This is a genomic window from Faecalibacterium sp. AF27-11BH (assembly GCF_003603005.1).
GTDB lineage: Bacteria > Bacillota > Clostridia > Oscillospirales > Ruminococcaceae > Faecalibacterium > Faecalibacterium taiwanense.
On the sequence record NZ_QVGS01000003.1, the window covers coordinates 1 to 25303 of the forward strand.

The following is a 25303-nucleotide window of genomic DNA, read 5'->3' on the forward strand; positions in this document are numbered from 1 at the left end:
TGGGGCTTTTTTAGATGCGCGGCTCGCGACATCCACCCGCGCCCACCAAAAAAACCTCAACGTATGCAAGTACGCTGAGGTTTTTGTATTACTGCAAAACCAGACTTATTGGGCGGGTGGATTCGAACAGCATCGGCCCGCCGAATAGTCCGGAGGGCAAAAAAGCCCCTGCGGGGCTTTTTTAGATGCGCGGCTCGCGACATCCACCCGCGCCCACCAAAAAACCTCAACGTATGAGAAAGTACGCTGAGGTTTTTGTTTTGCGACAAGGCTAAACTCACCGGGCGGGTGGATTCGAACAGCTGCGGCGATGTCGTTGAAGACGGCGCAAAAACAGCCCCGATGGACCGTCAGGTTCACCGGGGCTGCTGCTATACCATGATTTTGTTGACGTTAACATTTTCGTGATGCCGTGAAAACATCACATGTAGACCTTCTGGCTGCGCACCTGCGCTTCGATCAAAAGAGCTGCTTCCCTGTGGGGGCTATGCACATGCAGGATATCTGTTTGTGCCGCCGTTACTCTTCCGCTGCAGCCTTGGATTCGTTCACAAAGGCGGCAATCTTATCCACCTGAATTTCGGCAACGGCACGGCCGGTCTCGTAGACGCGGCGCAGCTGGACCGGATCGCGCTCCATAGAGCCGATCTCCAGCGGGATGGGCGGGCGGATGACGAACGCCTTGCCGGTCTGCTCCAGCATGGCAATGTGATCCAGCGTTTCGTTGTAGCGTTCGTGACGGTCGGCAACGGCTTCCACGAAAGCGGGGTAGCGCATGTAGCGTGCCCGGATGACGGGCAGCATCTTGTTCTTCTTTTTCACAAAGCCCTTGGGCTGGGTCAGCACAATGAGGTTGCGTTTGTAGCCGATGGACTCGAAGAACCGCACGGGGATGGAATCGGCAATGCCGCCGTCCAGCAGCTGATAATGGCCGATCTTTACGATCTTGGCCGCCAGCGGCATGGAAGCGGATGCCTGCATCCACTGGATATCCTCGGCATCGCCGGTGCGGCACTTGTGATAGATGGGGTCGCCGGTACGCACATCGGTGCACACCACAAAAAAGTCCATGGGGTTCTCTGCAAATGCCTTTGCGTCGAACACGTCCAGCTTTTCCGGCACGGTGTGGTAGCAGAACTGCTCACTGTACAGGTTGCCGGTGCGCAGCAGGTTGCCGAAGCTTGCGTAGCGCTTATCGTTGCAATACTGGGTGTTGTAGCGGATCACACGGCCGATCTGATGGGACTTGTAGTTGCAGCCGAACACCGCACCGGCCGAAACGCCAATGGCACCATCCAGCACGATGCCATGCTCCATCAATACATCCAGAACACCGGCGGTAAACATGCCGCGCATGGCACCGCCTTCCAGCACAAGACCCGTTTTCATATATGCTCTCCCCTCCTGTGTGCCGGTGCACAGATGCCGGACACACCTTATATTAACTACAGTATACTCGAATCTGTAAAAAGTACAAGAGCGGAAAACCTATAAATTTATCAAGAAAACCTCTTGCCAAAGGAAAGAGCATCCGGTATACTAAGTGAAATAAAAAGAGAAATATGCGCTGCAAACGCATGGGCATGGAAAAGATCAGGTTGGAGGAACTGCTGCACTATGAAGATGCTGGAAGATCGTATTCGCAAAGATGGTATCGTACGCGAGGGCAATGTGCTCAAGGTGGATAGCTTTATCAACCACCAGATGGACATTCCGCTGTTCCGGGAGATGGCAAAGGAGTGGAAGCGCCTGTTTGCAGGCAAGCCCATCAACAAGGTGCTCACCATCGAGGCCAGCGGCATTGGCATTGCAGCCATCGTGGCCAGCGAGTTCAACGTGCCGGTGGTATTTGCCAAAAAGTCCATGAGCATCAATCTGGACTACAACAACTACGAAACCAAGATCCAGTCCTTCACCCACAAAAAGATCTACAATGTGATCGTCTCCAAAAAGTTCCTCACCCCGGAAGACCATGTGCTGATCATTGACGATTTCCTTGCCAACGGCTGTGCCCTGATGGGCCTGCTGGATCTGGCCCAGGAGGCCGGTGCCACAGTGGAGGGCATCGGCATTGCCGTGGAAAAGGGCTTCCAGCAGGGCGGCGAGCTGATCCGCAGCAAGGGCATCCAGCTGGAGAGCCTTGCCATTGTGGAGTCCATGAACAGCGAGACCGGCGAGATCGTCTTCCGCGAGCAGCCGCAGCAGAATTAAACAAAAAACATTGCAGCCCCGGGAAAGTCGGAAGACCTTTCCGGGGCCGTTTTTTGCTTACGCCCCGTCAAAGCTGTCACCGTCGGCGGGCAGGTCGGCAGCGGTCTGGGCGGGATCGGTATCGGTTTCCGGTTCCACGGCGCGGGGCACGCCCTTGTACACCAGCGTCTGTTCCAGCACCTCGGCGCACACCGGGGCTGAAAGGCTGCCGCCGGCAGTCGTCCAGCTGTGGGGTTCGTCCAAGCACACCAGACACAAAAACTGCGGGTCGTCGATGGGAGCCACGGCCACAAAGCTGGCAATACGGGCTTTTTCGTCGGCGCTGTCCAGCTTCTGGCTGGTGCCGCTCTTGCCGCCCACCCGGTAGCCTTGGATGCGGGCATTGCGCCCGCCGCCGTAGAGCACCACGGCTTCCATCATCTCACGCATGGTTTCAGAAGTTTCCGGTTTGATCACCTGCCGCCTGCACACCGGCTCTGTGTGCTGCAGAATGCTGCCGTCCGGGTTCAGGATATCGCTGACAAGATAAGGCTGCATCAGCCTGCCGCCGTTCACCACAGCGCACACGGCTGCGGCCATTTCCATATAGGAGATCTTGCTGCTCTGGCCGAAGGCGCAGGAGGCCAGCTCCACCGGCCCCATGCGGTCGGCGGTGTAGTACAGACTCTTTTTGGGTTCGGCGGGCAGATCGACCCCGGTTGGCTCCCGCAGGCCGAAAGCGGCAAAGTAATCGCAGAAGGCTTCCTTGCCCAGCCGCGCGCCGATCTGGATAAAGCTCTGGTTGCAGGAATTTTCCAGCGCCTGGGTCACGGTCTGGCTGCCGTGGCGCTTGTGGTTGGCGCAGTGGAACCGTGTGCCCGCCACCGAGATGGACTCGCCGCAGTAAAAGGTGGAGTTTTTGCTCACAGCCCCGGCATCCAGCGCGGCGGCGCAGGTGATGAGCTTGAACACGCTGCCCGGCTCGTACAGGTCGCTGACGGCCTTGTTGCGCCACTGGGTCTGCTGGGCCAGCTGCAGGGCGGCAGCGCGCTTGCTGCCGGTAAGGGCATCCACGGCCTTGCGGGCGGCTGCATCGTAGATCACGCGCGGCTGGTTCGAGTCGTAGGCGGGCGTGGTGGACATGGCCAGCACGGCCCCGGTGTTCACGTCCATCACGATGCCCACGGCGCGCGCCGCCACATGATGCTCCTTGACCGCATAATCCAGCGCGTTTTCAAGGTAATGCTGGATGTTGGCATCGACAGTCAGCCGCAGGCCGCTGCCTTCCAAGGGCACTTTTTCGGTCTCGTAGCTCTGCTCCAGTGTGTAGCCCCAAGCATTGACGGCGGTGAGCACCACACCATTCTGCCCGGTGAGCACATCGTTGTATTTCAGCTCCAGCCCGCTCACACCGGCGTTGTCAACATTGGTAAAGCCCAGCACGCTGGCCAGAAATTCCCCCTCCGGGTACCAGCGCTTGGAGTCCTGATTGATGCGGATGCCGGTGATGCCGTTCTCTTCACAAAAATCCCGCACGCGGTCGGCGGTGTCGCGCTCCACGCGGTAGCGCAAAAGGCAGTCGTTGGAGGTGCGGTCACTGAATTTTTCCAGCAGCTTCGCTTCGTCCAGCTCCAATATTTCCGCAAGGCCCTGCGCGGCAAGGCTGAGCTTTTCCTCTGGCATCTCGCGCGGGGAGGTCCGCAATGTCCAGCAGCTGCTGTTGGCGGCAAGCAGTACACCGTCGGCGCTGTAGATACGGCCCCGGTCGGCAGGCACCACAGTATCGCGCAATTGCTGGCCGAGGGCACGGCTCGTATACCAGTCGTCTGAAAACAGCTGCAGATACGCCAGCCGCGCGGCAAGCCCCGCAAAGCAGACGCAGCACATCAACGCGGCCACCAGCCGTGCCCGGGCATGGAATGCCCGTTCCGGCAGGGTGCGCAAGGGGCGCGGCTCCGGTTTTGGCATGGCAGGCACCTCTCTTTCAAATGGAATGTATGCGCCGGTGCGCTGGGGATATGACTAACCGGCACCGCCGCCGCGTACAATAAAGGAACGGAGGTGATACGGATGCACAAAGCTGCTGCCCATGCAAAGCGCGGCCTGCCGCTGCGGCATCTGCCGGCCATGGACCTGCCGTTTCTGATGCTGGTGCTCACGCTGGTGGGCTTTGGCCTTGTAATGCTGGGCAGTGCCAGCAGTGCAGTGGCGCTGTACCGGCGGGGCGATGCTTTTGCCTACCTGCGGCCGCAGCTGCTGTATGCTGCGCTGGGCATCGGGGCCATGTGGGTGGCAAGCCGGGTGGACTACCATGTTTACCACAAGCTGGCATGGCCGCTGCTGGCGCTTTCAATGGTGTTGCTGACGGCGGTGCTGTTCATGCCGGAGTACAACGGCTGCAAGCGCTGGCTGGTGCTGCCGGGCCTGGGCACACTGCAGCCCAGCGAGATCGCCAAATTTGCGGTGGTGCTGGTGTTTGCGCATATCATTGCGCTCAACCACGACCGCATGGGCAGCTTTGCGGTGGGGGTGCTGCCCTTTGCACTGGTGCTGGGAGCGGTGGCCGTGCTCATGCTGCTGGAACCGCACCTTTCCGGCACCGTGCTCATTTTGGGCATCGGCGCGGTGCTCATGTTCGTGGGCGGCACCGGCCTCAAGTGGTTCGTGCTGGCCGGGGCGGGCGGTGCAGCGGCCATTGGAGCTGCCGTCATCATTATGCCGGACCTTGTGCCCTACGCGGCCAGCCGTCTCAGCTCATGGCTGGATCCCTTTGCCGACCCGCTGGGCGACGGCCACCAGACCATCCAGAGCCTGTATGCCATCGGCTCCGGGGGTGCGGCGGGCCTTGGCCTTGGCAGCAGCCGCCAGAAGCACCTGTTCGTGCCCGAACCGCAGAACGACTTCATCTTTTCCATCCTGTGCGAGGAGCTTGGCTTTGTGGGAGCCTGCGCGGTGATCCTGCTGTTTGCGCTGCTGCTGTGGCGGGGCATCACGCTGGCGGCGCATGCACCGGATCGGTTCGGTGCGCTGCTGGTAGTGGGCTTTGTGGTGCAGGTGGCCCTGCAGGCAGTGCTGAATATGGCGGTAGTCACCAACACCATCCCCAATACCGGCATCAGCCTGCCGTTTTTTTCCTCCGGCGGCACCAGTCTGATGATGCTGCTGGGCGAAATGGGCATCGTACTGTCGGTGTCCCGCGGGGAGACATAAAACCGGGCGCTCCCTGCCATAAAACGACAGCATCCGCTGCCGGTGCAGCCACAAATGACCGGACAAACAAATGACACAACTGCAGACAAAATAAACAAAAAGCCTTCGCGCCGCATAGCATGAGGTATCTTTTGCGGAACGGGGGCTTTTTGCATGGGCGGAGATCTTATCATCACAGGCGGCATGCCGCTGAACGGCACAGTACACATCCCGGCAGCCAAAAACAGCGTGCTGCCGCTGCTGGCAGCGGCCCTTTTGTGCAATGGCACGGTGCGTTTTCTGCAGGTGCCGCATCTTGCGGATGTGGACACCAGCGTGGAGCTTTTGCAGGGTGCGGGCTGCACGGCCCGCTGGCAGGGCAGCGACATCACGGTGCAGGGCGTGCCTTCCACCTGCCGCCTTGCGCCGGAAGCCGCCGCGCGGATGCGGGCATCCATTTTGTTCTGCGCACCGCTTCTGGCACGGCTTGGCCGGGTGGAAACGGTGCTGCCCGGCGGGTGCCGCATTGGTGCAAGGCCGGTGGACCTGCACCTTTCCGGCCTTGCGCAGATGGGCGTGCACTGCCGGGAGGAGGGGGCAAGGCTGATCCTGACAGCGCCTGCCGGACTGCACGGTGCGGACATCACACTTGGGTTCCCCAGCGTGGGTGCTACCGAGACCCTGCTTCTGGCAGCAGCTGCGGCGCAGGGCGAGACGGTCCTGCGCGGGGCTGCACGAGAACCGGAGATCAGCGATCTGGCAGCATTCCTGAACCGCTGCGGCGGCTGTGTACAGGGCGCGGGCACCAGCACCATCCGGGTGCAGGGCAGACGAATGCTGTATAGCTGCAGCTTTGCGCCCATGGCCGACCGCATCGTGGCATCCACCCTTGCCTGTGCCTGCGCGGCGGCAGGAGGCCGGGTGGAACTGACCGGCTGCAGGCCGGAGACCTATGCACCGCTGCTGGAAATTCTGGCACAAATGGGCTGCAGGGTAGAAACAGGGCCGGAAAGTGCGGTCATTACCCGGCTGGGCGCGCTGCACGGCGCGGGCAGAGTGTTTACCGGGGTATACCCGGCACTGGCAACAGACGCAGCGCCGCTGCTTGCTGCTGCCATGCTTGCCGCCGACAGCGCCAGCAGCATCGAGGATGTGGTGTTTGAGCGGAGATTCGGCTGTGCAGAGGGTTTTGCGGCTTTTGGAGCCGCTGTGCAGGTGCAGGGACGCACACTGGACATCCGGCCGGTGCGGCAGCTGCAGGGCGCGTGTGCACGGGCTGCGGACCTGCGCGGAGGCGCGGCACTGGTGGTGGCCGCGCTGGCGGCAAGGGGACGGAGCCGCATTACCGACACCGGTTACATCGACCGCGGATATGCCGGTTTTGCACAGATGCTGGCGGAACTTGGTGCCCAAATTGAGCGGGAAATGCCGCGGGAAAGCGCCAGCGAGAAAAAAACACCTTCAAAAAAGCAAAATTGACTTGCATTCAGGGCAAAAAGATGATACGATACAGTTATATAAGTGTAAGCAGATAATTTCTGTGCGCTATGCGCAGTTTTACGATAAAATCCGATGGAGGACAAAGTTATGGCACTCATGCTCGATGAAGAAATGGACGAAAACGTTACGACGATCAAGGTGATCGGCGTGGGCGGCGGCGGCGGCAACGCTGTCAACCGCATGGTCAGCGACGGCCTGCAGGGCGTCGAATTTATCGCAATGAACACCGACCAGCAGGCTCTGGCCAAGAACCACGCTGCCACCAAGGTGCAGCTGGGTTCCAAGCTGACCAAGGGCCGCGGTGCCGGTGCAGACCCCGAGATCGGCCAGCGCGCCGCTGAAGAGAGCAAGGACGAGATCGCAAATGCGCTCAAGGGTTCCCAGATGGTGTTTATCACTGCCGGTATGGGCGGCGGAACCGGCACCGGTGCAGCACCCGTTGTGGCCGAGGTGGCACATGATCTGGGCATCCTGACCGTTGGCATCGTCACCAAGCCCTTCTCCTTTGAGGGCAAGCGCAAGATGGGCCTGGCAGAGCAGGGCATTGCAAACCTGCTCATGCATGTGGACAGTCTGATCGTCATTCCCAATGAGCGCCTGAAGATGATCAGCCAGGAAAAGATCACCCTGATGAATGCCTTCCAGGCAGCCGATAACGTGCTGCGTCAGGGCGTTGAGTCCATTTCCGCTCTGATCAATGTGCCTGCCTTCATCAACCTGGACTTCGCCGACGTGCGCTCCATCATGAAGGATGCCGGCTACGCACACATGGGCGTGGGCAGTGCCAAGGGCGCAGGCAAAGCCGAGAACGCCGCAAAGGCTGCCATTTCTTCTCCGTTGCTGGAGACCAGCATTGCCGGTGCACACGGCGTGATCATCAACATCACTTCCAGCCCGGACATCGGTCTGGAGGATGTGGAGACCGCAGCAGGTCTCATTACCCAGAGCGCACATCCCGATGCAAACATCATCTGGGGTACTGCGTTCGACGAGAACCTCTCGGACGAGATGCGTGTGACCGTGGTTGCTACCGGTTTTGACAACAAGAGCGCAAGCGACCTGCGCAGCAGCATCAGCAATGCAATGGGCGGCGCACAGTCCACTCCGTCTGCTGTGTTTAGCAGCGAGACTGCAAGCCCGGCAGCTTCTGCCGCAGGCGGCGCTGCACCGGCACCCACTGCTGAAAAGCCCGTGGAAGAGGACAACAGCGATAATGGCTATTACGACCAGCTGATGGCCATGCTGAACAAGCGCAGATAAAAGGCTGGCCGTCATAAGCGGATCAGGCGTATCGGATGGATCGGAGGGACACCATGGCGCAGGGCAGGCAGCAGAACAATGGTTCGCGGCAGCGCTGTGCCCAGTCTGCCGCGGCAAAGGCTCCGGCAGAGCCGCCCAAGGCGGTGTGTGCCCAGCTGGAGCAGATGAACCGAAAGCTGGCAGCGGCCAGTGCGGAAATTTTGCGCTATCAGACCCGTCTGTTTGCCTGTGAACGGCAGATGGCCGCGCTGCGGCAGGAAAATGCCCAGCTGGAAGCGGCCTGTGAGCAGGCGCGGCAGGAGGCTGAGTGCGCGGGCGCTCATGCAGAGCAGCTGCGTCAGGAGCTGGCCCGCCATGCGGAAGCTGTGCGGCCTGTGCCGGTTGCGGCACATACGCCCCCGCAGCCGGAACCATCGGCAGCGCAGAGTCCGCGGCCGGAGCCGGAGGCCGAACAGCCTCCACAGCCCGGACCGGAGGCTCCGCAGCCTGCTCAGCCGGACTGGAAACCCCAGACCAGATTGGAGCACCTCTCGGTGGAGCTGATGAACTGGTTCGACGATATGATGGGCGCATGACGGAAAGCTGGATGACCTGCAAAAAAAGCAGATATGAGTGAAATGAAAAGCTGCTGCAAAGCGCAAAGCTGTTGCAGCAGCTTTTTTGTGGTCCGGTAGGAAACGGAAGACCCTGCGGCCGGAAGTACAGGAGCGAGGAGCGGTTGAGATGGAACCAAAACAGAAAATACTGATCGTGGATGACTCGGAGATCAACCGCGCTATGCTCAAGGAGATTCTGGGCGAGGGCTACGAATATCTGGAAGCCGAGAACGGCCTGCGCGCGATCGAAATTCTGCGCAGACGCACCGATATCGCGCTGGTGCTGCTGGACCTGATCATGCCGGAAATGGACGGCTTTGATGTGCTGCGGGTGATGCAGTGCTATGCATGGCAGGAGGAAATCCCGGTCATTGTGATCAGCGCGGCAGAGGACACCCGAAGCGTCGAGCGCGCCTATGATATGGGCGTGGCCGATTACATCCGCCGCCCGTTCGAGCGGGTCATGGTGCTGCGCCGGGTGAAGAATGCGCTCATGCTTTACGCAAAGCAGAAGCGCCTTACCCGCCTTGTGACCGATCAGGTGTACGAAAAAGAGCACAACGGTGTGCTGATGATCAGCATTCTGAGCCATGTGGTGGAGTTCCGCAACAGCGAGAGCGGCCAGCATGTGCTGCACATCCGCACCCTGACCGACCTGCTCCTGCATCAGCTGGTGCAGAAGACGGACCGTTACCAGCTGGACGAGAGTGATATCTCGCTGATCAGCACAGCGTCGGCGCTGCACGATATCGGCAAAATCATGATCCCGGAAGAGATCCTGAACAAGCCCGGCCGCCTGACCGAGGAAGAGTACGCCACCATCAAGACCCACACCACCGAGGGTGCCAGGATCCTGAAGGGGCTTGCCATCGGGCAGGACGAACCGCTGGTAAAGGTGGCACACGCTATCTGCCGCTGGCACCACGAGCGGTGGGACGGCGGCGGCTACCCGGACAGGCTCAAGGGCGACGAGATCCCCATTGCAGCACAGGTGGTGGCACTGGCCGATGTGTACGACGCACTGACCAGCGAGCGCTGTTATAAGCAGTCCTACAGCCACGAAAAGGCCGTTGACATGATTATGCACGGCGAGTGCGGCAGCTTCAATCCGCTGCTGATGGAATGCCTGAAAGAATCCTCGGAGTTGCTGCGCACAGAGCTGCAGCGCTCGGAGTATGACCGCGGTTTCCGCCACGAGACCCGTCGCCTTTCGGAGGAGATCCTGCACCGCGAAGCTCTGCCCCGTGAGGATCGTGCCCAGCGCCTGCTGGATCTGGAACGGGAGCGCACCGCTTTTTATGCCGAGCAGCGCGGCGGTATTCAGTTCGATTACGATATACTCAGCGGCAGCGTGACCGTGGTGAACCGCTACGAGGACCCGGTCAACCGAACCCAGAAGCTGGACTTTGATAAGGGCATGGGCCTGACATTTCTCTCCGGCAAGGACCGCCGCAAGCTGCTGGATGCCATTGCAGCCGCAACGCCGGAAGAGCCGGATGCCGCATTCCCGGTGCTGATCGCGGTGGATCAGGAATACCGGCTGCACCGGCTGGTGATGCACACCATGTGGAGCCGCGCCGGTGTGCGCCACTGCGTAAGCGTGGTGGGCCAGATCACAGATGACCATGTCCGCCTGCAGGAGCTGATGCTGGGCGATGTGAACAGCGACCAGCCGGAAGCACTGCTGGAACGCCTGAAGGGCATTTTTGACATTGTGCGTCTGGTGGACCCGGAAAGCACCAAGGTGCTGAGCCTGGGCAAGGATGGCCGGCTGACCGAGATGCCTGGCACCTGCCACATGGTGTGGAACAAATCGGGCCGGTGCGAAAACTGCATTTCCAGTAAGGCCCTTGCCCGCAAGGAATCCCTGAACAAGATCGAGTTCAAGGACGATCAGGCTTATTTTGTCATGGCAAAGTATGTGGAAGTAGGCGGACGCGGCTGCGTGCTGGAAATGGTGTCCAAGCTTTCGGACGGACGCTGGCTGGATATGGGCGGCCGCCGGATGCTGCTGGACCGCGGCTCCAACTTTGACCGCAGCGCCTTTGTGGATTCGCTGACCGGGGCATACTCCCGCCAGTACTTCGAGTGCTTCCTTGCGGAGAGCGAACAGGTGGAAGGCGTAGTGATGATCGACGTGGATCGCTTCAAGGAGGTCAACGACCGGTTCGGCCATCTGGTGGGCGATAAGGCCCTGCAGAGCGTGGCACAGTCCATCCTGAGCAACCTGCGCCAGACCGATGTGCTGGTGCGCTATGGCGGCGATGAATTCCTGCTGCTGGTGCCGCACATCCGGCCCGGGGAACATGTGATACAGCGCGTGCGGGAGGCTGCGGCCAGTGCCAGAGTGGAAGGCTACCCGGAGCTGGAGCTTTCGGCCAGTGTTGGCGGTGTGTGCGGTGTACATCCGCTCACCGAGGCCATCCGTCAGGCAGATGAAAAAATGTACCAGAACAAGGCCGAGCGCAAAAATTAAACAAAACAAAGCCCGGACAGGCTGCAGTATCGCACTGCTGTGCCTGTCCGGGTATTTTGTTTTTTCAGCGCACAGCGCTGGTGCGGTGCTCCATCAGATAGGTGGCTTCCAGATCAGCGATGTGCAGCTTGACGGCAAGGGGATACTTGTCATAGGCTTCCGAGATGGCAAAGCAGCCGCCCCGGGCCGCATCGTCAAAGCCGCCCATGTGCCAGCGGATGGCAACGGCCTCCTCGACCCGCAGCTTCATGAACCGCTCGATGAGGAACACGCTCTTTTCGCCGTGACCGTAGGGGAACAGATCCTCCACGCTGTAGCTGGGCACCTTTTCCCACTGGCCGGTCGCTTCGTTTTTCACGTTGCGGGTGCCGGGCTTGTAGTAGTTGGCCTTGCACAGATCGTGCAGCAGTGCACAGATGGCAAAGGTCTCCTCGCTGTCGCCCTCGGTAAAAAAGGTGTCGTGCAGCGCATGGTAGACGTTCAGGCTGTGCATACACAGCCCGCCCTCACAGGCACCGTGGAACCGGGTGGAGGCCGGTGCCGTAAAGAAATCCGTCTTATGGTCCAGCCAGTCCAGCAGTTTTTCGCTGCCGGGGCGGGTGACGTGCTGCTGCCAGATCTGCAAAAACTCTTCGCGGCCGCCCATGCTTACAGCTCCAGCTCGTCCAGAAGGCCCTTGAGGATGGCCATTTCGTCGTGGCTCAGGGAAATGCCCTTGCCCATGCGGGTGCCGTCCGGGGACCAGTCGCGGATGTCGTACTTGGGTTCGCCGTCGTTCCAGCTGATGAGGTTCAGCTGACGCTCCCAGCCGCGGGGACGCTCCGAGAGAACTGCAATGCGCTGAACAACTTCATATTTGATCTCTGCCATGATGCAAAACCTGCCTTTATCTTTGTTTGCTACCATAATAAGGGAAGCGGACGCAGATTTCAACAGGTAGAGCAAAAATAATTTGAAAAATTTTTGTTAGCCGTAAGGTGCATCCTCACGCCAGTCCACAAGGCTCAGCACCTGAGAAGCATCCTCGTCCGGGGCCGGATGGCAGGAATGGGTGTGCTGGTCTGTGCTGAACAGTCCGGGTGCATAGTGGGCCATCACGCTGGTCTGCACATCCCCGGCTAAAAATTCCCGGACGTTCTTCTGGTAACAGGCGGCCGGGGTGCCGTTGGTCATGGGCACACCCTGCGGGGCGCTGTTTGTGTCCGGGTGCGGGGTCTGGCCCGGTGTTTCGATCTGCGGCGGCACCTGTGTGCCGGGGGCAGCGGGGTCGCCTGGCAGCAGGATATCCGGCTCCCTGCCTAGCGGCGGGCTGCAGCGGGTGCAGCTGTTTTCCGGTGCGGCGGCAGTGCCGGGCTGGTGTTCCAGCTCGTGGCGGATAAAGGGCGTCAAGCTCATTGAAAAATCACCTCCGCCCATAGGATGCCCCGGAAAGATGTAACTTATAAAGAGGCCTGCGGTGTTTCACACGATCAATTCTACGGTAGAGCCGCCGGTGCGGGCTTTGCGCACCACCACCTGTCGGTCGATGCGGTCTTTCAGAGCGCCTACGTGGGAGATGATGCCCACCAGCCGGTCGCCCTCGGTCAGCCCTGCAAGTACGCGCATGGCCTGTTCCAGCGATTCGTCATCCAGACTGCCGAAGCCCTCGTCGAGGAAGAGCGTGTCCAGACGGATGCCGCCTGCCGCGCTCTGTACTTCGTCCGAAAGGCCCAGTGCCAGCGCCAGCGATGCCTTGAAGCTTTCGCCGCCGGAAAGGGTCTTGACGCTGCGGCGGGTGCCGTTGTAGTGGTCGATGATGCCAAGGTCCAAGCCGGACTGGCTGCGCTGGTTCTCGGCACCAATGCGCTCCAGCTCGTACTGCCCGGCGGTCATCTGCATCAGGCGGGTGTTGGCGTGGCGCAGGATGCGGTCCAGATAGTTCATCTGGATGTAGGCTTCCAATTTGATCTTCTGTTTGCTGGTCAAGGTGCCGCCCGCCGTGGCGGCAAGGGCACTCACCCACTGCCAGCGCTGTTCCAGCTGGGTGCGGGCGGCAGCGGCTGCGCGGTATTTTTCTGCCGCAGCGCAGTTGGGCAGCAGCTGTGCTGCCAGCTGCTGTGCCTGCTCGCGCAGGGTGCTCCGGGCAGCGGTGAGCCGGGTCTGCCGGGCCTGTAACTCTTCCAGCGGCTGGGCAGGCCCGGCGGTTTCGGCAGTGGCTTGCTGGGTCTGCAGGGCATCCACAGCGGCTTTGGCAGCGGCATAGGCCTGCTCTGCCTGCTTGAGGGAATGCTGAGCCTGCTCCATACCGGTGCGCAAGGCGGTGCGGCTGGCTTCCAATGCATCCAGCGCGGCCTGTGCCTCGGCCCGCTGCGGGTAGGGCAGGGCTGCACGAGCGGCAGCGGCCTGCTGTTCCAGTGCATCGGCGCTGGCATTCTGCGCGGCGACGGTGCTGTCAGCTTCAGCGGCGGCCTGTTCCAGTGCCGGGCGCTGGCGGCTTTTTGCCTGACGGTCGGTCTCCAATGCGGTGCGGCGGGCGCAGTCTGCTTCGGCCTGCCGAAACGCGGCGACACACTCGGCCTGTGCTGCGTGCAGGGCACAGGCTTCTTCCGTCAGGACAGCGTTCATCCCCTTGAAGGTCAGCTGTACCGTCCCATCCGGGGAAGTGAAGCGCTCTGGCAATAGGCTCTCAGCATCCCGGCGCAGGGAGCGGCGGGCTTCGTCGGCGGCGGCAAGGGCGCTCTGTGCGGCAGTGCTGGCAGTCTGAGCCAGTGCATCGGCCTTTTCGGCTTCCTGCTTGGCGGCATCCACCTGCGCCTGCATGGGGGCTGTGTGGGGCAGTTGGGCCTTTGCCGGGTGGTGGACGCTGCCGCACACGGGGCAGGGCGCACCCTCGGCCAGCGCCTGCGCCAGCAGTCCGGCCTGTGCGTCCAGAAAGGCTTTGTCCAGCGCATCCCGCCGGGCATGGGCCTGCTCCTTGGCTTCGGCGGCAGTGCGGTAGGCATCCTGCGCACGGTGGGCCTTTTGTGCCTGCTGCTGGCAGGCAGCAAGCCGCTGGTTCAGGGTGGTAAGGGCGGTGCTGCGCTGGGCCAGCTCCTTTTCCCGGTTCTGCAAGGCCAGCAGCCGGGTGGGAGCATCTTCCAGCGCGGTCAGCTCCTTTTCAGCAGCGGCCAGCGCTGTGTCCAGTGCGGCCAGCTGGGTGCGTTTCGCTTTGGCCTTGGCAGCGGCCAGCTGGGCAGCATCCCGCGCGGCCTGCTGCTGATGGCACAGGGTATCCAGCTCATCGTAGGCGGCAAGGGCCGTCTGTGCCTGCGTCACCTGTCCGGCAAGAACATCCAGCTGGGCGGCATCGCCTGCGTGGCGGGCGCTCTCGGCACGGGCAGCTTCCAGCACAGGCAGGGCAGCGGTAAGCTCTGCCTGCTTTGCGGCCAGCTGTGCGGCCAGCTGTCGGGCCTGCTGGGCAGCACCCAGCTGACGTTGTACTTCGTCCAGCTTGGCTTCGGTGTTCTTGAGGGCAGCAGCAACGGTCTCCTGCGCGGCCTGCTGGCGGGCCAGCAGACCTTCCAGCAGGGCAAGGGCCGTTTCCGGCTCGGTCTGGGCGTTCAGTGCGGCAAGGGCATCGGCATCCGGGTCGTCGGGAGAAAACCGGATGCCGGAGAGCAGACTGTCCAGCTTTGCATTCTGGGTGGTGCGCTGCTGGCTGAGGGCGGCGCTTTCGGCCTGCAGGCGCTCCTGCAGGCGGGCATAGCGCTGGGTGCGGAACAGCTTGCGGAAAATGCGGCTGCGCTCCTCGGTGGAAGCGTTGAGCAGCTTTGTGAACTGCCCCTGCGCGATCATGGCGATCTGGCAGAACTGGCTGTAGTCCAGCCCGATGATCTCCTGCACGGCGGCAGTCACATCCTTGGCTTTGGTCACCGGCGGACGGCCATCGGAATAGGTGAGGGTGGCATCCGCTTTCTCGGTGGTCATGCCCTCGCCGCGGTTTTTGGGGCGCTGGTACTCCGGGTTGCGGCGCACGGTATAGCGCTGGCCGTTCACCTCAAATTCCAGCTCCACAAAGGTGGGCGTTTTAGGGCCGGCATATTTGCAGCGCAGCATGGTACCCTCGCGTACGCCGCCGCTGGAATGATCGTACAGGGCGTATGTAATGGCATCGAACAGGGTGGTCTTGCCTGCGCCGGTATCGCCGGTGACAAGGTATAAGCCACCCCTGCCCAGCTTTGCCAGTTCCAGAACCGTCTCGGCGGCATAGGGGCCAAAGGCCGAAAGAGTGAGCTTCAGCGGTCTCATGCGTCCTCGCCCTCCTTCCAGATCTCCTCAATGAGCTGCTGGCAGAATGCCGCCTGCTCCGCCGTCAGCGGTTGATTGTTCTGCAGCTGGTAGAACGCCGAGAAGTGCTCCAGCGGGGTGATGCTCTCGGCGCGCTCCGGTGCGGTGATCTCCTGATCTTCCCGGGTGCGGAGGTTATCGTAGTCCAGCCGCATCAGGTTCGGGTAGATCACCCGCAGGCGGGCCAGCGCATCCGGCACGTCCTGCTCATCGGTCAGGGTAATGTGCAGGTAGTCGTCCACCGCAGTGCCGTCGTAATTGCGGCGGTCGGTCAGCTCCATGTAGCTGCCGCGCACTTCCCGCAGGTCGTGCTTCGGGGTGAGCGGCGCGGTGGTGATGGAAACGTCGCCCTTGAGACCGAACTCCACAAAGGTGGCGCTTTTGTGCTGGCCTGCTTCCGAAAAGGAGTATTTCAGCGGGGTGCCGCAATAGCGCACGGCATCGCGGCCCACCTTCTGGGGGCTGTGCAGATGGCCGAGGGCCACATAGTCAAAGGCATCGAACAGGCTGGCATCCACGCTGTCCACACCGCCCACCGAGACTTCCTCGCTCTCGCAGCAGGCGGCGCCGGCTGCGAACTGATGGGCCACCAGCACGCTGCGGTGGGCCGGGTCCAGCGGGCAGTGGCGCAGCACGCAGGCAAGGGCATCGTTGTAGCTCTCCACAGGCTCGTCCGGCCAGACATGCCGCACCATGGCGGGCTTGAGGAAGGGCAGAAGGTACACATCCAGCGTGCCGTATTCGTCGGTGAGGGGGATGGGCACCGGCGCACCGGAGAACACCGGGCTGACGTACACCCGGCTGTTTTGCAGCAGGGCAGAGCCGAAGGCGATGCGGTCAGCGGAGTCGTGGTTGCCGCTGATGGCGAACACTGGCAGCCTGCGTTCGGCCAGCTGGGTGAGGAACCAGTCCAGCAGGCGCACGGCTTCGGCAGGGGGAACGGGCTTATCGTAGAGGTCGCCCGCCAGCAGCACACCGTCCACGGGCTTGCTGTCCAGCAGGGAGAGGATCTGTTCCAGAATGTACCGCTGGTCGTCCAGCATGGAGAACTCGCACACCCGCTTGCCCAGATGCAGGTCGGAAAGATGCAGAAAACGCAAACGGAAACACCGCCTTTTCAGAGTTTTCTTTATTATACAGCAGGGCGGGGGTGGGGGCAAGGAAAACTCCCCCAGTCATCGCTGCGCGATGCCAGCCCCCTCGGGGATGGGGCCTTTGGCAGTGCGGAAAAGCTTCCGGTTTTGCCAGAGGCTCCCTCTTTGAGGGAGCTGGCACGGCACAAGCCGTGACTGAAGGAGTTCGCTTCCCTTAAATCAGAACATCTTCTCCCATGTTCCTTCGCCGACCGCGCCGTCGGCGGTAAGGCCGTTGCGGCGCTGGAGCCGCTGCACAGCCGCTGCCGTTGCCGCGCCGAACCTGCCGTCGGCGGTCAGCCGTTCACCCAGAGAGTTGAGCTTCTGCTGCACCAGACGCACCGTGCCGCCGGAAGAGCCGCTGCGCAGGGCAATGCCGGGGTAGGGCACATGCAGGCCGTGCTTGGCCGTGTAGCGGGTGTAGAGCACGTTCCATGTGTTCGCGCCCACCTTGCCGTCCACATTCATCTTGTTTTTCAGCTGGAACTCCTTCACGGCGTTCTCGGTGGAAATGCCGAATTTTCCATCGGCCTTCAGCTCGCTGTACCATGTGCAGGCGTCGCGCACACCGTTGAGCCAGGTCTGCACAAGAGCTACGTCCGGCCCGGAGGAGCCGCGCTGGAGCAGGGAATAATAAGCAGGGATCGCCATAGTGGATAACACACTCCTTTCGCCCTATGCTATGCGGCGAAAGCACCGGGCGTTACCCAAGCAGCACCACGTCCTCCCGGCGGGCGGTGCGCTGCTGCACCCATTCCACCAGCCGGAGCCGGAGAATGTAGTTCCCGCAGACGAGGTCGTTTTCGGCGGGCCGGGCGTAGCCCCCGCAGGCAGAGCGGCACAGGCCCGGATAGAGCACGCACCACCAGTTGCGGCCTTTTCCGGCACCGAGATCGATGCGCAGCGCGTCGTACCGCCCGGCGGGAAGGATGCCCGAAGCGTAGCGCCGGGTGGAAAAGTACATGTTTATCAGCTGCACCCGCACCGGCGTGCGGATGTTCAGCTGTGCCAGCGCGTGCCGGGCCGTGAGTTGCAGCTCAAATAGATGCCGCGCCGCCCAGGCGATCGCTTCCGGTTTGCTCTGTGCCGGGCAGGCGGTGTCCAGATAGGCAAGCACGGCATCCCGCACATGGAGCTTTGCGCTCTGGCTGGCAATGGAATCGCTCTCAGCCCGGATGTGCAGGCGCAGGGTGTCGGCGCACACCAGCGCCCCGGTGTCCAGCTGGGTGCGGCCCCATGCAAATGCCTGCCATGCGCCACACAGAGCAAGGGCGAGAAACAGGCCAAGGCAGAGCAGAGCCATCTGAGAACGTGTAAGCATTCTGGATAACATAAAAACAGACCCTTCTTCTGGAAATGTTATCCAGAGGATGGGCCTGTTGGAGTAGATTTATTCTCTTAGTTCTTCAGCGACTGCATGGGGGCAGGCAGGCGGCCGCCGCGGTTGATGAACACGGACGGGTCGTGCTGGTTCACGGCCATGATGGGGCCATAGCCCAGCAGACCGCCAAAGTCCAGCACCTCGCCGGCCTTGCGGCCAATGGCGGGAATGACGCGCACGGCGGTGGTCTTGCTGTTCACCATGCCGATGGCGGCTTCGTCAGCGATCAGGGCGCTGATGACAGCCGGGGTGGTGTCGCCCGGGATGATGACCATATCGATGCCCACCGAGCAGACGGCGGTCATGGCTTCCAGCTTTTCAATGGTCAGGCAGCCGATCTCGGCGGCGTGGATCATGCCGGCATCCTCGCTGACCGGGATGAAGGCACCGGACAGACCGCCCACGTGGTTGGAGGCCATCACGCCGCCCTTCTTCACGGCATCGTTCAGCAGGGCGAGGCAGGCGGTGGTGCCGCAGCAGCCGCAGGTCTCAAGGCCCATCTCTTCCAGAATGTTGGCCACACTGTCGCCAATGGCGGGGGTAGGTGCCAGCGAAAGATCAATGATGCCGGCGGGCACACCCAGTGCCTGAGAAGCCAGATTGGCCACCAGCTGGCCCACGCGAGTGATCTTGAAGGCGGTGCGCTTGACCAGCTCTGCCACCTCGTCGATGGGGGCATCCTTGGGCAGGCGGGCCAGTGCAGCGCGCACAGCGCCGGGACCGGAAACGCCCACGTGGATCTCACAGTCCGGCTCGCCGGGGCCGTGGAATGCACCGGCCATGAAGGGGTTGTCCTCCGGTGCGTTGCAGAACACCACCAGCTTTGCGGCACCGATGCACTGACGATCAGCCGTCAGCTCACTGGCCTTCTTGACGGCCTCGCCCATGAGCTTGACGGCGTCCATATTCAGTCCTGCCTTGGTGGCACCGATGTTCACCGAGCTGCACACGATGTCGGTCTCGGCCAGTGCGCGGGGAATGGACTCGATCAGGCGGCGGTCACCGGCAGAAAAGCCCTTGTGCACCAGAGCACTGTAGCCGCCCACAAAGTTTACACCCACCTTTTTACCGGCGGCATCCAGAGTTTTTGCAAACTCCACAGGGTCGGCATCCGGGCAGGCACCCAGCAGCATGGCGATGGGTGTGACACTGATGCGTTTGTTGATGATGGGAATACCGTACTCGGCACTGATATGCTCCACCGTGGGCACAAGGTTTGCGGCCTTGGTGGTGATCTTGTTATAGATGTTCTCGCACGCCTTCTTCGGGTCCGGGTCGATGCAGTCCAGCAGGCTGATGCCCATGGTGACGGTGCGCACGTCCAGATTGTCCTGAGTGAACATCTCGATGGTCTCGAGGATGTCACCGGTATTAAACATACTCATAGCTGTGTACTCCCTCCATCAGATGGTGTGCATGGCATCAAAAACTTCCTGACGGGTCACGTTGATCTGCATGCCCATCTCGGCAGCCAGCGCGTCGGTGCGCTTGTGCAGCTCTTCGTGGCTCACATTGCAGTTGCTGATATCCACCAGCATGATCATGGCGAACATGCCCTGCAGGATGCTCTGGGTCACGTCCTCGATATTGATGTTCAGTTCGGTGCACAGACCAGCGACCTTGGCAACAACGCCCACGGTATCGTGACCAATGACGGTAATGAATGCTTTCATCGTTTCCACCCTCGTTTTCCTTTTGATGAACGGTGCCGCAAGCGTTCCGGCACACTCTTACCCTTCCAGTATAGCAGATTTGGCAAAATTTGAACACACTTTTTGTAAAAAAGAACAGACACGAGGGGAAAAAGACATTCTATCCCCAAAATTGGGTGCAATCTTTTACAGCTTGTGCTATACTTATAAATAATTTATTTCCCGATTACGGGCTGAGAAGGAGCAAAATACTATGGAACAGCTTTTGAAGATCCTGGAAGACAATGCGCGGCTGCCCATTGAGGATATCGCCACGATGCTGAATAAATCCCCCGCCGAGGTGGCGGCCATGATCGATCTGGCCCGGGCGCAGGGCATCATCAAGGGCTACAAGACCCTTGTGGACTGGGAAAAGGCCGGTGTGAACCGTGTGGAGGCCGTCATCGAGCTGAACGTCAGCCCCAAGAAGAGCCGCGGCTTTGACGAGATCGCAGCCACCATTGCCGCCTTTGACGAGGTGGAGAGCGTGCTGCTGATGAGCGGCGGCTACGACCTGCAGCTGGTGATCAAGGGCCAGACCTTCCAGGAGATCGCCCTGTTCGTGGCAAAGCGCCTTTCTCCGCTGGACGATGTGCTGTCCACCGCCACCCATTTTGTGCTGCGCACCTATAAAAAGGAGGGCCGCCTGTATCAGGACGAAGAAATCGATGAAAGAGAGTGCACGGTGCTGTGATGGACTACGATAAACTGATCGCGCCTGCCGCTGAGGCCATGCGCCCCTCCGGCATCCGCAAATTTTTCGATCTGGCTGCCGAAATGCCCGAGTGCATCAGTCTGGGCGTGGGCGAGCCGGACTTTAAAACGCCATGGGCTGTGCGCGAAGCCGGCATTGAGAGTCTGGAGCATGGCCGCACCCGCTACACCTCCAACGCAGGCCTGAAGGAGCTGCGCGCCGAGGTGGCAAAGTATCTGGAGCGCCGCATGGGCCTGCACTACGACCCGCTGCACGAGGTGCTCATCACGGTGGGCGGCAGCGAAGCCATTGATATGTGCATCCGCACGCTGGTGCAGCCCGGGGACGAGGTCATCATCCCGGAGCCCTGCTTTGTGTGCTACGAGCCCATCACCACCCTGTCCGGCGGTGTGCCGGTGCATGTGGCCTGCCGTCAGGAGGACGAGTTCCGCCTGCGTGCCGATGCGCTGAAAGCAGCCATCACCCCCAAGACAAAGCTGCTCATCATGCCGTTTCCCAACAACCCCACCGGTGCGGTGATGGAGCGCGAGGATCTGGAAGCTGTAGCTGAGGTACTGCGCGGTACCAACATCATGGTGCTATCGGATGAGATCTACGCCGAGCTGAACTATGGCCTGCGGCCTCATGTTTCCATTGCCACCCTGCCCGGCATGGCCGAGCGCACCATCGTGGTGAACGGCTTCTCCAAGACTTACGCCATGACCGGTTGGCGTCTGGGCTATGCCTGCGGCCCGGCACCCATCATCCGGATCATGACCAAGATCCACCAGAGTGCTATCATGAGTGCCCCCACCACCAGCCAGTACGCCGCCATCACTGCTCTGAAGGAGTGCGACGGCGAGATCGACCGCATGCGCGACGAATACAATATGCGCCGCCGCCTTGTGGTGAAGTCCTTTAACGATATGGGCCTGACCTGCTTTGAGCCGCGCGGTGCGTTCTACGCCTTCCCCTGCATCAAGAGCACGGGCATGAGCAGTCAGGATTTCTGCACGAAGCTGCTGGAACAGAAGCATGTGGCCATCATCCCCGGCGACGCCTTTGGCGCTTCCGGCGAAGGCTACGCCCGCATTTCCTACGCCTACAGCGTGGAGCATCTGAAGGAAGCGCTCCGGCGCATCCGGGAATTCCTGCAGGAAAACGGCATCTATCACGGTATCTGAGGAGGAACAAATGGCAAGGCTGAACTGCGTGACCGTTCTGGCCCCCGCAAAGCTCAATCTGGCGCTGGACGTGGTGGGCCTTCTGCCGAGCGGCTACCATGATCTGGACATGACCATGCAGGCCATCACCCTGTACGAGCGGGTGGTGCTGCGCCGCAGCCCCTACCTGAACCTGCGTCTGCCGGGCAGTCTGGTGGCCCCCAATAACAAAAATACTGCCATCAAGGCAGCGCTGGCCTTTTTTGACTACACCGGCCTTCTGGCGGGCGTGGACATCACCATTTATAAAAATACCCCGGTGCGGGCGGGCATGGCGGGCGGCAGTGCCGATGCTGCCGCTGTGCTGGTGGGCATGAACGAGCTGTACGGTGCGCACCTTTCCATGAGTGAGCTGTGCGCGCTGGGCGCAAAGATCGGTGCGGATGTGCCCTTTGCCCTGATGGGCGGCACCTGCCGGGTGCAGGGTGTGGGCGATTTTCTCAAGGCGCTGCCGCCGGTGCCGGAGTGCTGGTTCACGGTGGTGATGCCGGACTACGGCGTTTCCACCCCGGAGGCCTTTGCGGCCTACGACCGGGTGGGCAGCAGCATCCACCCGGACTGCGGAGCGCAGGAAGCCGCTATCCGTGCCGGAGATCTGGATGCCCTTTGTGCCGCCGCCGGCAATGCGCTGGAAGAGTGCAGCGGGGCAAAGGATACCGGGGCCATCAAGGCCCTGCTGCGGGAGCATGGCGCTGTCACCGCCCTGATGACCGGCAGCGGTGCGGCGGTGTTCGGCGTATTCCGGGACGAAGGGGCCGCACGGGCTGCTGCACAGGCCGCAAAGCGGCGCTGGAAGCAGGTGTACGTGGCGCAGCCTGACCGCGGCGGCGCACGGGTGAGCCGATAAAAATGCATAGACCTCCTTCCTACGGGGCATACTGCCCGCAAAGGAAGGAGGTCTTTTTTGTGCAGACCTTTTATAAAATCTGTCTGATCTTAATGATCGTGGGCGGCATCAACTGGGGCCTTGTGGGGCTGTTCCAATTCGATTTTGTGGGCTGGCTGCTGGGCGGCAGCGCATCCATCTGGTCGCGCATCGTGTTCACGCTGGTGGGCATTGCAGCCCTGTGCGGCATCCCGGGGCTGTTTTCGGATGAAACGGATGAATGACCCTCTCAGTCAATGCCTACGGCATTGCCAGCTCCCCCGAAAGGGGGAGCTTTATTGTGCCTGTCCTCCAGAAGTAAAAAAGCTCTCCCTTCGGGAGAGCTGGCGCGTCAGCGCCTGAGAGGGTCAATGACAGGTGCTTTTGCTGGTTTGAGTCAATGGCTGCTTCCGTCAAGATCATCCCAGCCTACCAGATCCGGCAGGGTGAGCGTTTCGTCGGAGCAGTGGGGGTGTGCACGCCGCTGGTCCTCGGCCATGGTGCGCACCACCTCGCGGGTGATCTCGCGGATGGCGGCGCAGTCCTCCGGCAGGTCGGTCTGGCTGCGGCCGGAGTGGGTAAACAGGATCTTACCCATGTGGCCCACCACCAGCGTCAGCGGCAGCTGCTGTGGAGCATTGCTGTTGTAGCGGTAGCCCTGCTCTTTGGCCGCTTTGTAGATGCGCTGGGCCGCAAAGCTCCAGCTCAGGATGCCGCGGGCCTGTTCTACGCCAAGGTAGCCGTACAGCACCCCCGGCGCGTCGCAGATGAGGGTGAAGGGAAACTCGGCCCCCTGCGTGGCTTTTGCCACCATGCGGGGAGAGGAACGCACCACGCAGGCTAGCCGCACGCCGCGCAGTCTGGGCAGGGTCTGCAGGTAGCGGGTCAGATATTCCCGGGTGACAGGGTGGTCAAAGGCAGGCAGGAAGATCATGACCAGAGGGTGCTCCCCTTCGCACAGCTTGTAAAAATCATTGCCCGGTGTGGTGGGGGTATCAAAGGTAAAGCGGGGGATGGAGGTGCCCACCAGATGTTCTGACTTCATGCCGCAATGCACATCCTTTCAAGATAATAAAAAATCCACACACTGCATCTCTGCAGAAAGTGCAGAGGACAGAGGTGGATGGATTGCTATAAAAAGATCCCGCCCGGTCGTCTGCGGTCAATCAAACCTACCCTTACGGACAGGTGGGTGCCCTGTCTCCGGGTTCGCGCTTCCTCATCGAGCCTTCATGGTCGCCCCATGACGGGGAGGTCTGCAATCCACCGGGGAACTCCAAGCTCCCGTTGAATGATTAGTAGGATCATATAAACCGCAACAAATCGAGCCGGGCAGGAAGTTTTGCCGGGTAATTTGTCTGGAATTATTCCTCGATGTCGTACTCGTCGCTCAGGCGCTCTTCAAACAGCTTGCCCAGCTCCAGCAGCAGCTCGTCGTCGTCCACGACATCCAGATATTCGCCTTCATCATCCTCGCCAACGCTCAGAATGACCAGCTGAGCATTCTCAGCTTCCTCTTCGGTCTCGGCGTATTCCACAGCAGCCAGATAATGCACACCCTTGTGGTCCAGCGCATCGATCACCTCAAATGTGATCTCGTTGCCGTCCTCATCCTCCAGGGTCATCAGGTCGGGCTGATCTTCTTCGGTATTAGGGTTCTTGATTTCGTCAGACATAGATATTGTCTCCTGTATCGTGTCATAAAACGGGCTGTTTGTGCGCCGCCCGCTTGGCCTGCATATAGTGTAGCGTTTTTTTGCCTGCTCGTCAAGATGCTTTTTCGCACAGAAATTGTGCAGCAAATTTTCACGCATTTGCTCTCGCACTCTGCGGCAGAATATGATATACTATCCTCTGAATCTTCTGTGCACGGTGTGCCGTGCAGGTTACTATAGAGTATGGAGCGTGGGCGGAAATGATGCATAAAAAAAGATGGGCGGCGTTTGTGCTGGCAGCGGCGCTGGCGCTGACGGGCTGCAGTGCCGGGAGCTTTCTGCACTTTGGCAAAGGCAGCGGCGGCAGTACAGTCCAGAAGATCGACCGCCCGGCAGTGGAATCGGCAGAGCTGCAGTTTGCCCACCCTGCGGCGGGGGACACCATTGCGGTGTTCGATACCTCGGCAGGCGTGTTCAAGGCGGTGCTTTTCCCGGATAAGGCCCCGCAGGCCTATGATAACTTTGCAGGCCTTGTGCAGGCAGGCTACTACAACGGCCTGACAGTCTCCCGTGTGGAGAGCGGCTTTGTGGTGGAGGCCGGACAGGGGGCCGACGGCAGGGGCAGTACCATCTGGAACGGCAGCCGCTACCCGGCTGAGACCACCGACAGCCTGCACCATTATTCCGGTGCCCTGTGCATGGGCACGGATGCTTCCGGCGAGTGTGCCAGCGTCTTTTACGTGGTGCAGACCCTGCCGGGAGACCAGTCGGTGACGCAGGAGCTTGTGGACCAGATGAACAGCGCGGGCTACCGCGCGGAGGTGGTTTCGGCCTATCAGACCGCCGGCGGCGCGCCTTATCTTGACTACACCGATACCGTGCTGGGGCAGGTGTACGAGGGCATGGACGTGGTGGATGCCATCGGCCAGACCGCCGTGGACGAAAACCAGAAGCCCTGTGAGGACATCATCATCAACAGCGTGAGCATCGAGACCTATCAGTGAACCAAAAGGCACCCGCAGCGTTCAAAACTGTGGGTGCCTTTTTTATAACTCCTTCAGTCGCCTGCGGCGACAGCTCCCTCAAAGAGGGAGCCCTTGGCAGTGCGGCAAAGTTTTCCTTTTCGCCAGAGCCTCCCTCAATGA

General features: G+C 61.0%; 24 protein-coding genes and 1 other RNA gene. 11 read left to right on the plus strand and 14 right to left on the minus strand.

Annotation, left to right across the window (positions count from 1 at the left end; genetic code table 11):
- Positions 1-519: 519 nt before the first annotated feature.
- Positions 520-1389 (minus strand): patatin family protein, encoded by an 870-nt coding sequence (locus DWY76_RS04115; protein WP_097775237.1) that lies wholly within the window; start codon positions 1387-1389, stop codon positions 520-522.
- Between the two features lie 228 nt (positions 1390-1617).
- On the opposite strand from DWY76_RS04115, the gene DWY76_RS04120 reads away from it, so the two are divergent.
- Positions 1618-2211: a xanthine phosphoribosyltransferase gene (locus DWY76_RS04120; protein ID WP_005944437.1), complete on the plus strand. Its 594-nt coding sequence runs from the start codon at positions 1618-1620 to the stop codon at positions 2209-2211.
- A 57-nt stretch (positions 2212-2268) separates the two neighbouring features.
- Here DWY76_RS04120 and DWY76_RS04125 read toward each other — a convergent pair whose 3' ends face one another.
- The gene (locus DWY76_RS04125) at positions 2269-4158 is read right to left on the minus strand and encodes a penicillin-binding transpeptidase domain-containing protein (protein ID WP_120079985.1); all 1890 of its coding nucleotides are present in this window, start codon (positions 4156-4158) and stop codon (positions 2269-2271) included.
- A gap of 102 nt (positions 4159-4260) precedes the next feature.
- On the opposite strand from DWY76_RS04125, the gene DWY76_RS04130 reads away from it, so the two are divergent.
- The 5 genes from DWY76_RS04130 to DWY76_RS04150 all read left to right on the plus strand — a co-directional run bounded on the left by DWY76_RS04130 (position 4261) and on the right by DWY76_RS04150 (position 11211).
- Positions 4261-5400, plus strand: a complete 1140-nt coding sequence (locus DWY76_RS04130) for a putative peptidoglycan glycosyltransferase FtsW (RefSeq protein ID WP_120079987.1) — start codon at positions 4261-4263, stop codon at positions 5398-5400.
- A 153-nt stretch (positions 5401-5553) separates the two neighbouring features.
- Complete coding sequence (locus tag DWY76_RS04135; protein WP_120079989.1) at positions 5554-6858, plus strand: UDP-N-acetylglucosamine 1-carboxyvinyltransferase; 1305 nt, start codon at positions 5554-5556, stop codon at positions 6856-6858.
- Between the two features lie 108 nt (positions 6859-6966).
- Entirely contained in the window at positions 6967-8139 is a 1173-nt protein-coding gene (gene ftsZ, locus DWY76_RS04140; protein ID WP_044954030.1) for a cell division protein FtsZ, read from the plus strand.
- 35 nt (positions 8140-8174) lie between these two features.
- Positions 8175-8714 (plus strand): hypothetical protein, encoded by a 540-nt coding sequence (locus tag DWY76_RS04145; protein ID WP_133300786.1) that lies wholly within the window; start codon positions 8175-8177, stop codon positions 8712-8714.
- A gap of 148 nt (positions 8715-8862) precedes the next feature.
- Entirely contained in the window at positions 8863-11211 is a 2349-nt protein-coding gene (locus tag DWY76_RS04150) for a diguanylate cyclase (protein ID WP_120079993.1), read from the plus strand.
- Positions 11212-11275: 64 nt separating this feature from the next.
- Here the strand turns inward: DWY76_RS04150 and DWY76_RS04155 are convergent, their stop codons facing one another.
- From DWY76_RS04155 to DWY76_RS04195, 9 genes are all read right to left on the minus strand, one after another.
- Entirely contained in the window at positions 11276-11857 is a 582-nt protein-coding gene (locus tag DWY76_RS04155; protein WP_120079995.1) for a hydrolase, read from the minus strand.
- Positions 11858-11859: 2 nt separating this feature from the next.
- Entirely contained in the window at positions 11860-12081 is a 222-nt protein-coding gene (locus DWY76_RS04160; RefSeq protein WP_120079997.1) for a PC4/YdbC family ssDNA-binding protein, read from the minus strand.
- A 96-nt stretch (positions 12082-12177) separates the two neighbouring features.
- Positions 12178-12606 (minus strand): hypothetical protein, encoded by a 429-nt coding sequence (locus DWY76_RS04165; RefSeq protein ID WP_243111920.1) that lies wholly within the window; start codon positions 12604-12606, stop codon positions 12178-12180.
- Between the two features lie 66 nt (positions 12607-12672).
- Positions 12673-15477, minus strand: coding sequence for an SMC family ATPase (locus DWY76_RS04170; protein ID WP_120080001.1), 2805 nt, complete (start codon positions 15475-15477; stop codon positions 12673-12675).
- Positions 15474-16616 carry an exonuclease SbcCD subunit D gene (locus tag DWY76_RS04175; RefSeq protein WP_120080003.1) on the minus strand — a complete coding sequence of 381 codons (1143 nt, stop codon included), beginning with the start codon at positions 16614-16616 and terminating at the stop codon, positions 15474-15476. The genes DWY76_RS04170 and DWY76_RS04175 overlap by 4 nt, the downstream gene beginning before the upstream one ends.
- Before the next feature lie 213 nt (positions 16617-16829).
- On the minus strand, positions 16830-17300 hold the full coding sequence (locus DWY76_RS04180) for a peptidoglycan-binding protein (protein ID WP_120080005.1): 471 nt from the start codon (positions 17298-17300) through the stop codon (positions 16830-16832).
- A 52-nt stretch (positions 17301-17352) separates the two neighbouring features.
- Entirely contained in the window at positions 17353-17970 is a 618-nt protein-coding gene (locus DWY76_RS04185; RefSeq protein WP_243111922.1) for a stage II sporulation protein R, read from the minus strand.
- 77 nt (positions 17971-18047) lie between these two features.
- Positions 18048-19415 carry a PFL family protein gene (locus DWY76_RS04190; protein ID WP_120080007.1) on the minus strand — a complete coding sequence of 456 codons (1368 nt, stop codon included), beginning with the start codon at positions 19413-19415 and terminating at the stop codon, positions 18048-18050.
- 18 nt (positions 19416-19433) lie between these two features.
- A complete protein-coding gene (locus DWY76_RS04195) occupies positions 19434-19703 on the minus strand; it encodes an ACT domain-containing protein (protein WP_005944416.1) in 270 nt (89 codons plus the stop codon).
- Positions 19704-19935: 232 nt separating this feature from the next.
- Here DWY76_RS04195 and DWY76_RS04205 point away from each other — a divergent pair, with 232 nt between their 5' ends.
- The 4 genes from DWY76_RS04205 to DWY76_RS04220 are packed head-to-tail and all read left to right on the plus strand — an operon-like array spanning position 19936 to position 22748.
- Positions 19936-20415 (plus strand): Lrp/AsnC family transcriptional regulator, encoded by a 480-nt coding sequence (locus DWY76_RS04205; protein ID WP_005935606.1) that lies wholly within the window; start codon positions 19936-19938, stop codon positions 20413-20415.
- Entirely contained in the window at positions 20415-21599 is a 1185-nt protein-coding gene (locus DWY76_RS04210; protein ID WP_005944411.1) for an aminotransferase class I/II-fold pyridoxal phosphate-dependent enzyme, read from the plus strand. The genes DWY76_RS04205 and DWY76_RS04210 overlap by 1 nt, the downstream gene beginning before the upstream one ends.
- A gap of 10 nt (positions 21600-21609) precedes the next feature.
- Complete coding sequence (gene ispE, locus DWY76_RS04215) at positions 21610-22485, plus strand: 4-(cytidine 5'-diphospho)-2-C-methyl-D-erythritol kinase (RefSeq protein WP_097781615.1); 876 nt, start codon at positions 21610-21612, stop codon at positions 22483-22485.
- 59 nt (positions 22486-22544) lie between these two features.
- Positions 22545-22748 (plus strand): DUF378 domain-containing protein, encoded by a 204-nt coding sequence (locus tag DWY76_RS04220; RefSeq protein WP_243111924.1) that lies wholly within the window; start codon positions 22545-22547, stop codon positions 22746-22748.
- A gap of 152 nt (positions 22749-22900) precedes the next feature.
- On the opposite strand, the gene DWY76_RS04225 is transcribed toward DWY76_RS04220, so the two are convergent.
- The 3 genes from DWY76_RS04225 to DWY76_RS04235 all read right to left on the minus strand — a co-directional run bounded on the left by DWY76_RS04225 (position 22901) and on the right by DWY76_RS04235 (position 24179).
- Positions 22901-23548 (minus strand): AhpC/TSA family protein, encoded by a 648-nt coding sequence (locus tag DWY76_RS04225; protein ID WP_097776540.1) that lies wholly within the window; start codon positions 23546-23548, stop codon positions 22901-22903.
- Between the two features lie 92 nt (positions 23549-23640).
- Positions 23641-23845, minus strand: a non-coding RNA gene (ssrS, locus tag DWY76_RS04230) — 6S RNA.
- Between the two features lie 22 nt (positions 23846-23867).
- Positions 23868-24179, minus strand: coding sequence for a DUF1292 domain-containing protein (locus DWY76_RS04235; protein ID WP_044954017.1), 312 nt, complete (start codon positions 24177-24179; stop codon positions 23868-23870).
- 239 nt (positions 24180-24418) lie between these two features.
- Here DWY76_RS04235 and DWY76_RS04240 point away from each other — a divergent pair, with 239 nt between their 5' ends.
- A complete protein-coding gene (locus DWY76_RS04240; RefSeq protein ID WP_243111926.1) occupies positions 24419-25162 on the plus strand; it encodes a peptidylprolyl isomerase in 744 nt (247 codons plus the stop codon).
- Positions 25163-25303: the final 141 nt, after the last annotated feature.